Source organism: Leyella stercorea, from assembly GCF_019052365.1.
In the GTDB taxonomy this organism is placed as follows: Bacteria; Bacteroidota; Bacteroidia; order Bacteroidales; family Bacteroidaceae; genus Prevotella.
In genome coordinates this window covers 19,687-27,462 of the sequence record NZ_JAHQUY010000045.1, presented here as the reverse complement: position 1 = coordinate 27,462, position 7,776 = coordinate 19,687, and the positions used below count along the sequence as shown (strand labels likewise).

6 protein-coding genes are annotated in these 7,776 nt (G+C 51.2%); 2 read left to right on the top strand and 4 right to left on the bottom strand.

Going from position 1 to position 7,776, the window contains the following annotated elements:
- Positions 1 to 598 precede the first annotated feature (598 nt).
- The 4 genes from lpxZ to KTQ90_RS08930 all read right to left on the bottom strand — a co-directional run bounded on the left by lpxZ (position 599) and on the right by KTQ90_RS08930 (position 5,234).
- The gene (lpxZ, locus tag KTQ90_RS08945) at positions 599 to 1,837 is read right to left on the bottom strand and encodes an LpxZ family protein (RefSeq protein WP_217318130.1); all 1,239 of its coding nucleotides are present in this window, start codon (positions 1,835 to 1,837) and stop codon (positions 599 to 601) included.
- Between the two features lie 81 nt (positions 1,838 to 1,918).
- On the bottom strand, positions 1,919 to 2,917 hold the full coding sequence (locus KTQ90_RS08940; protein ID WP_217318129.1) for a DUF4369 domain-containing protein: 999 nt from the start codon (positions 2,915 to 2,917) through the stop codon (positions 1,919 to 1,921).
- A gap of 94 nt (positions 2,918 to 3,011) precedes the next feature.
- A complete protein-coding gene (locus KTQ90_RS08935) occupies positions 3,012 to 4,685 on the bottom strand; it encodes a tetratricopeptide repeat protein (protein ID WP_022157494.1) in 1,674 nt (557 codons plus the stop codon).
- A gap of 276 nt (positions 4,686 to 4,961) precedes the next feature.
- On the bottom strand, positions 4,962 to 5,234 hold the full coding sequence (locus KTQ90_RS08930) for an HU family DNA-binding protein (protein WP_022157493.1): 273 nt from the start codon (positions 5,232 to 5,234) through the stop codon (positions 4,962 to 4,964).
- A 247-nt stretch (positions 5,235 to 5,481) separates the two neighbouring features.
- Here KTQ90_RS08930 and KTQ90_RS08925 point away from each other — a divergent pair, with 247 nt between their 5' ends.
- A complete protein-coding gene (locus KTQ90_RS08925; protein ID WP_217318128.1) occupies positions 5,482 to 6,414 on the top strand; it encodes a rhomboid family intramembrane serine protease in 933 nt (310 codons plus the stop codon).
- Between the two features lie 25 nt (positions 6,415 to 6,439).
- The gene (locus KTQ90_RS08920) at positions 6,440 to 7,528 is read left to right on the top strand and encodes an endonuclease/exonuclease/phosphatase family protein (RefSeq protein ID WP_254359588.1); all 1,089 of its coding nucleotides are present in this window, start codon (positions 6,440 to 6,442) and stop codon (positions 7,526 to 7,528) included.
- Positions 7,529 to 7,776 lie beyond the last annotated feature (248 nt).

The following is a 7,776-nucleotide window of genomic DNA, read 5'->3' as shown; positions in this document are numbered from 1 at the left end:
GGAGCCTCATTAAGGCTGCGTGGGAGAAGTTTATTGCTGAAAAGAAAACTCCCACGGAATTCACGGAATACACAGAAGTTTATTGTTGAGAAGAAACTCCCACAGATTTCACGGATTTACACAGATGCAAGCAAATTGTTCTGTGAATTCCGTGAATTCTGTGGGAGTTTTTACGTTATATAAATATCTGTGTGGATCCGTGCAATCTGTGGGAGAATATCCTCTGCCAGTCTGTTCTGTGTGTTCCGTGAAATCTGTGGGAGCCTCATTAAGGCTGCGTGGGAGAAGTTTATTGCTGAAAAGAAAACTCCCACAGAATTCACGGAATTCACAGAAATTTATTGTTGAGAAGAAACTCCCACAGATTTCACGGATTTACACAGATGTAAGCAAAATGTTCTGTGTGTTCCGTGAATTCTGTGGGAGTAAATATCTGTGTAAATCTGTGGGAGAATATTCTTTGCCAGTCTGTTCTGTGAATTCCGTGAATTCTGTGGGAGGATTTAATATTGGTGCACTGAGTGATATGTTGGTGCACTTCTTGCTCTGGCAAGCGGCAAAGCCGAGCGGAGACAAGTGCACCCCCTGGAGTGTACCCCTAAAACTTCTTCAGCAGGAACGACGGTTTTACACGGAGATAGATGCCGGCAGCGAGACTCAATTGGTTGTTGTTGCGGTACACCTTGTCGCCTACGGTGAAGTCGTCCGTGGTCAGCGTGTTGAAAATGTCAGCCTGCACGCCCCACGAGAATCCCTTGCCCAGTTCTTGCGCGTAGCTCAGCTGCGCACAAACGGTGCGGTTGCGCTTCATCTGGAAGTCGCGTTCGTGAACGCCCACCGATCCGTAGAGCGGATTGCCGAAGATGCTGATGAACTTAGAGCTGTGCCAGTAGGCTCCGCGCAGACAGAAGCGCCAGATGTCAGCCTCAGCCTTCACGTAGAAGCCGTTTCCCTGGTCGTAGGGCAGCAGATTGCCCGTCACCTGGCGGTAGTAAGCCACGTCGGCTTCGGCGTTCAGACGCGTAAGAATTTTGTTGTCGGTGTGCACGGTAGCTCCGATGCCAGCCGCCGCGTTCATCCATGTCTTCACCTGACGCTGTTCGGCGTCGGGGTTTATCTCTCCGCCGCGATGCTGCATAACGACCTGCAGCGGGAAGTAGACATGCGTGCGTCGCTCCGGTCGGTTCACCTTGAAGCGTGTGGACAGACCGAAGGTGAACGCCTCCTGATGCGTGTCCTTGTCGAAGATGAAGCTCTCCCAGTTCACCCACATGTCGAAGTCGAGCGGCTTTCCGCGCCACAGCATCTGCACGCCCATCTCGGGGTCGGCAGACAGGGCGTTCTCCTGATTGTAGAGCGGTTCGATAAGCCGGTGGTTAGATCCGCCGTATATGTTGCCGAGTATGAGGTTGAACCTTGAGTTGACCGCCAGCTGCACGTTGAAGAACGGCAGCATGTGGAATCCGGTCTGCGTCTGGTCGCCCTTCCACGTAGCGATGTCGCTGTAGTTGAGGTTCGGATACTTGTTGGCTCCCCAATAGTGGAGCATGCTTACGCCCACCTCCACGCGCAAGTTCTTTAGCGGCTGGTAGCTCACGGTAGGCTGCAGTCGGTAGCCCGGCAGCGTGTAGCCCTTTGTGAGGTAGCCCTTGTACTCGTTGTCGCGGAAGAAGCAGAGCGCGTCGAAGTTGAGACGCAGTTCGCCGCAGGCAGCCGTGTCGATGCGGTGGTCTGTCTCGAACAGCAGCGAGTCGATACGTGCGCCGGTCTGCGCTCCGGCGTTTGTATAAGCCAGCAAAGCGAGAGCCAAAGCCGCGAGTCTTGATAAACGTTTCATCAGTTTTTGTTTCGGTTTTTGTTTATTCTGTCTACATTTATTTATAACAATGCCTACGGCAAGAATGCCGTAGGCTCCTATTTACTCCTTTCCGAGTTTCTTTCTAAGCTGTTCGAGCGTGAGTCCGGTAGCCGTAACCCTTCCTTTCTCTATAACGATGTTGTCGGGGAGGTTAGACATGCCGAGTCGGTTGTATACATCTCCGTCCACAGCCTTGCCGTCGCATACGGTAGGTACGTCGTCCATATCTCTCTGTCGCAGCGCTGTGCGGCATAAGGAGCGCGAGTAGTCGAGACAAACGCCGAGCATCTTCATTTTGCTGCCCTTCTCCTTCTGAATCTGCGCTACGGTTTGCAGCATCGACACGCTATTGTAGTTCCACGTTGCCCACGCTATGACGACTGCCGTGTCTGCCTTTGCGAGCATGGCGTTGTTCACTTGCTTGCCGTTGATGTCGTAAGCTGCGAACTTCGGCACGCTGCTGTTGTGGGCTATGGGCGTGTGGTTGCGCACGGTCTGCTGCAGCGTCTTCAGCGCGTTGTTCTTGGGCTGACTCTCTATCATCTTATCGATAAGGAGTCGCGCTGTAGCGAAGTCGGGGTTGTCTTTCTGCAGGAAGAAGTTGCGCACTACGTACATGCTTACTATCGATTCGGGATGGTCTTCCACGAACTGCTTCGCGTACTTCTGTATCTCTGCCGGCGAAGCGTTTGCAATCTGTTCGCGCAGCTGGTTCATCAGTTCGTTGGCCTTTGTTCCCTTTACGGTCATCTCCTTCAGATGCGAGGCGTCGCCATTTATGTCTACGCTTTTTCCTGGCTCTGCGAAGACGGGTTGCTCCGTGAAGTTGGGGAACACTATCATGAGCGTCATCTCCTTCTTACACTCCACCTTATACGTAAAGCGTCCTGCCTGCACCTTAATGGTGTCCACTCCGCCGAGACTTCCGTCCGGGCTGTATACATAAAACTCGCCCTGATTAAGGTTCAGGAGCCTTCCGTCTATCTTGAAGTGACGTTTGTCGGTTCCACATGACACCATAATCAGGGCGAGTAATGTAGCTATAATAGTTTTTCTCATTTTAGAAAAAAGAGTTTTTTAATAGAGGGTGTGCTCAAAAGCCACACCCTCTATCAAATATCTGTCAACACCCTTTGTCGGGGCATGTTAAGTCTTACTTGAGAAGCGAGAGCTCCAAGTCCTGCTCAGCGTACTGCTTCAGAGACGGATCCTTCTGGAGAGCCTCCTTGAGGTAAGAGTTAGCAGCGAACTTGTTGCCACGACGAGCAGCCACGATAGCGTGGAGGTAGTCGGTCATAGCGTTCGGGTTCTCTACCTTGTCGAGAGTCTTCGAAGCAGCGTCGTAGTTCTTGTTCAAGATCTGAGCAAGAGCAGCTGTGTTGGTGTTCTGCTTGCCGAAGTCCTTCTCAGCCTGAGCGTAGTTGCCCTTAGCGATGTTGAGTGCGCCGAGAGCCGACTGTACGTTCTCTGAGCCAGAAGCCTTGGCGATGAGACGCTCTGCGCCCTGAACGTCGCCCTCTGCGAGTGCGAGCATACCGAGGTTAGCCTGAGCCTCAGGAGCGGCAGCGCCGAGTGATGTAGCCTTGAGAGCGTACTGCTTAGCAGCCTCCTTGTCGCCCTTAGCGAGAGCGAGTGCAGCGAGGTTGTTGTAAGCACGGTAGTCGTTCGGGTAAACCTCTGTAGTCTTCTTGTAGATAGCCTCCTGCTTAGCCTGCGAATCCTCGAGAGTAGCAGAGTAGAGAAGTTCGTCAACGCTCAGCTTTGTAGCGTCTGCGCTGTACTGCTCCTTGATCTGGTCGTCGCTGCGTCCGATTGTCTCATAGTTGATGATGAGGCGTGAGCGGCGGAGCTCAGGGAGGATGCCGTTAGCGAGTTCCTGGAAGCCAGCCGACATGTTGCGGATCTGCTGTTCGCGCTCCTGCGGGTCGGTGTACATAGAGAGTACGCGGAGGATAACCTCCTTGTCCTGCAGGTTAGAAGCTGCAACGAGCTTCTGGAAGCCGTCCCAGTCCTGAGCTGTATAGTGAGCGTCGATGTTAGCGTTCACCTTTGTACGCTTCAATGTGTTCTTAACGTACTTCTCCGACTGGTTCTGGCGGTTGCCTGCGAGCTTGTCGTTGAACTTAACGCCGCCGTCAGGAGAAGCGTAAGCCTGAATCTCGACGTTCTCTACGTTGTAGCCTTCCTTGTCGGCGTTGATCTTCTTGAGCATCTCTACGAACTCCTTTACAGAGTTGTTCTTGAGCTCGCTCTTGCGGATGTTAGCCTGGTTGATGAGGAACTTGATGTTAGCCTCCTGCTTCTGAGCGTTTACGCGCTGGAAAGCGTCGGGAGCGATGCATCCGGTCTCAGATGAAACGGTATTCTTGTAGAGTTCAGATGTAGCGATAACGCCGTCAGCCACCTTCACTGAAGGTACGTTGAACTGCTTCTTGCCGATGCGTGCGTCGAATGCGAGGTACATCTCGCTCTTCTGCATCTCAGGAACGTACTTGAAGTTGGTCTTCATTGTGTAGCGTCCGCCTACCTTGTAAGAGATAGTCTGGTCGTTGCCCATCACCTTCTCGCCCTGGAATGTAGCGCTCTGGCCCTTAGCTACCTGACCATTGCCGTAGTGGAGCTCCGGAGTAACAGTAACGACAGCCTTCTTCTTCATGTACTTCTCTGGGAAAGTACCATTAACAGTAGCCGGCACTTCGCCTGCTGTTGTCTCGAGTGGGTTAGGGATTACTGTGAAGTTGTCCGCTGAGAGCGGTCCAAGTTTCGAACAAGATGTCATGAACAGCACTGAAGCTGCTGATAACAAAAGAAGATTCTTTTTCTGCATAACTTTATGAAAAAATATTAATTGTTTTATTCTATTAGTGTTCATACATACACGCTCAATGCGTGTACTTATATTAAATAAGCATTACAAAGTTAGTCACTTATATTAGAGTCGCAAAAGACGAGGGGTTATTATTATGTTTAATTAACCATACATGTGTTAATCTTACAGATAATAACAATATTTGGGGCAAAACCAACAATCCGCAAACAAAAAAAGACAACAGATGTAGTGTCTGTTGTCTTTGTGTATTGTTGCTGATAGTTTTGTCTCGGCTTAGTTGAGAGCTGCTGTGAGCTCTGCGCCTGCCTTGAACTTAGCTACCTTCTTAGCTGCGATCTGAATCTTCTCGCCTGTGCGGAGGTTCATGCCCTCGCGTGCCGGACGCTCGTTAACGCTGAATGTGCCGAAGCCGATGAGCTGTACCTTATCGCCCTCTACGAGAGCTGTCTTGATAGCCTCTACTGCAGCCTCGAGAGCCTTCTTTGCGTCTGCCTTGCTGAGCTCAGCACCTACTGCTATCTTCTCTACCAATTCTGTCTTGTTCATAATTTTCTATATTTTATTTGTTTATAAATGTTAGTTTCTTTTGTTGTTAACCAATAAAAATTGCGTAACTCACACAATTCCAATGACAAATTTAGGTTATTCATTTCATAAATCAAACAAAAAACAGAAAAAAGTGCATAATTAATTGAAAAAAAAGGCGCCGAGAGCCTGTTTTATGCCTATTTACGTGGATTTTTCGTAATTTTGCCGCCGTAATTTCTGTGTTTTACAAATATATTAATGTGATATGAATAATATTCCGACTATAACGAAAAACCTTCTGATAATAAACGTTGCGGTGTTCGTCGCCACGTATTTGTTCAGAAGTTTTGGCGTAGACCTGAACAATGTTCTTGGTCTGCACTTCTTCCTCGCACCCGACTTCCACATTTACCAGCTCTTCACGTACATGTTTGCACACGGAGGCTTCAGCCATATCTTCTTCAACATGTTTGCGCTGTGGATGTTCGGCTGTATCGTTGAGCGCACATGGGGACCGAAGAAGTTTCTATTCTACTATATCGTGTGTGGTGTGGGTGCGGGTCTGTTCCAGGAGCTGGCACAGTACGCGCAGTTCTACCTGCTGGCGAGCGAGCAGCTTAACAACTTCTCGATAGGCAAGACGATGCTCGTGGCTAACGCTAACGCCTCGTTCCTCAATATGTGGACAACGGTTGGCGCTTCGGGCGCCGTCTATGGCATACTTCTCGCCTTCGGCATGCTCTATCCCGAGGAGCGCATCTTCATCTTCCCGCTGCCTGTGCCTATCAAGGCAAAGTGGTTCGTTGTGGGCTATGCTGCGATAGAGCTGTTCATGGCATTCTCTACGACGGGCGACGGAGTGGCTCATCTGGCTCACTTGGGCGGCATGGTGTTCGGCTTCTTCCTTATACGCTACTGGCGACGCCATCCCGACATTCGCTACAGCCGTCGCAGCGGACAGCAGTTCTTCGACTCGATGCGTGCCTCGTGGGAGCGCCGCACCGGACGCAAGGACAACGGACCCGTGCGCGGCGGAGGCAATGCCGGCAGACCCGAGAGCGACTGGGACTACAACGCTCGCCGCAAGGCTGAGCAGGAGCGCGTTGACGAGATTCTCGACAAGATACGCCGCAACGGATACGAATCGCTCACGCGTGAGGAGAAGCAGCAGCTCTTCGACGCAAGCAACCGAAAGTAAACAACACATTACTTCTGAACTGAAATTGAAAAATATAAAATCTGTAATACTTCGCATCGTGGCAGCGTTCAACGTAGTCACGGTGCTTTTTATGTTGGCTGTAGGCTACAGCGATAGGGTAGACCCTGTGGCTCATCCGCTCGTGGCTAACGTCGGACTGCTTTTCCCCGTGTTCCTCGTGCTCAATATGGCGTTCCTCGTGTTCTGGCTGGTGTTCTGCAAGCGTGGGGCGCTGATAGCACTGGGCGGACTGGTGGTATGTTTCGGTCCGGTGCGCACGTATACGCCGCTTAACGTGCCGTCGTCGGCGCCGGAGGGGGCACTGAAGGTGATATCGTACAACGTCTATTGCTTCAAGACATGGACCGACTTCACTCAGTCGTCTGAGATTCTCGACTATCTCGTGCGCGAGGACGCCGACATCGTCTGCATGCAGGAGGGCGACTGTTACGGTCGGGTGCGCGAACTGGTAGACTCTGTTATGAACGCTCACTACGAGTACAGCGAGCAGCACGCGTCGGACGGTCCGGAGGGCGGCGACTTGATTCGCATCTACAGCAAACTGCCCATCGTGGGGCACGAGCGCATATCGGGCAAGGAGACGTTTAACGCTATGGCTTACAAGGTGAAGACGGGCGAGCGCGACACTACGCTCGTTGTCGTGGCGCATCTGCAGACCACGGGCCTCTCACCCGAAGACCGTACGCGCTTCAAGTCGATGCTGAAGGGCGACATGGAGGGCGAAGAACGCAAACAGGAAACGCGCCGCCTGTGGAGCATCCTGGGCGAGGCGTCGGCGAAGCGTGCGCCACAGGTTGACGCTGTGGCTGACTACGTGGCGAAGCATAAGGGACAGAGCATAATACTCGCCGGCGACTTCAACGATTCGCCGATATCTTATGCTCACCGCCGACTGGCTTCCGAGCTCACCGACTGCTACATAGCGTCGGCTAACGGTCCGGGCATCTCCTATCATTACAACTGCTTCTACGTGCGCATCGACAACATCATGTGCTCTGAGCACTGGACGCCCTACGAGTGTCGTGTGGACAACACGATAAAGGCGTCAGATCATTATCCGATTGTCTGCAAACTTGCTCGAACTGAGAATTGAGAGTTGGTTCAGTTGAGAATTGAGAGTTGAGAATTGAGAGTTTTGGTCGAAGCCACTTGTCTTATATTTGTGCGCCCTTTTTGCGCCCTTTTTCACCTTATATATTATAAAAATCTTTAAAAAACCGCCCGATTTTCCCCTAATTAAACCCTTAAACCTTTGCAAAACAAAGAAATAAAGCTATAAATTTCGGTTTAACTGAAAAAATCTGTAACTTTGCACGCTATCTGTACACATACACAGCGAAA

Bases quoted from the DNA above. Each gene is read 5' to 3' on its own strand.
- lpxZ (WP_217318130.1), bottom strand. From the start codon at position 1,837: ATGAAACGTTTATCAAGACTCGCGGCTTTGGCTCTCGCTTTGCTGGCT.
- KTQ90_RS08940 (WP_217318129.1), bottom strand. From the start codon at position 2,917: ATGAGAAAAACTATTATAGCTACATTACTCGCCCTGATTATGGTGTCA.
- KTQ90_RS08935 (WP_022157494.1), bottom strand. From the start codon at position 4,685: ATGCAGAAAAAGAATCTTCTTTTGTTATCAGCAGCTTCAGTGCTGTTC.
- KTQ90_RS08930 (WP_022157493.1), bottom strand. From the start codon at position 5,234: ATGAACAAGACAGAATTGGTAGAGAAGATAGCAGTAGGTGCTGAGCTC.
- KTQ90_RS08925 (WP_217318128.1), top strand. From the start codon at position 5,482: ATGAATAATATTCCGACTATAACGAAAAACCTTCTGATAATAAACGTT.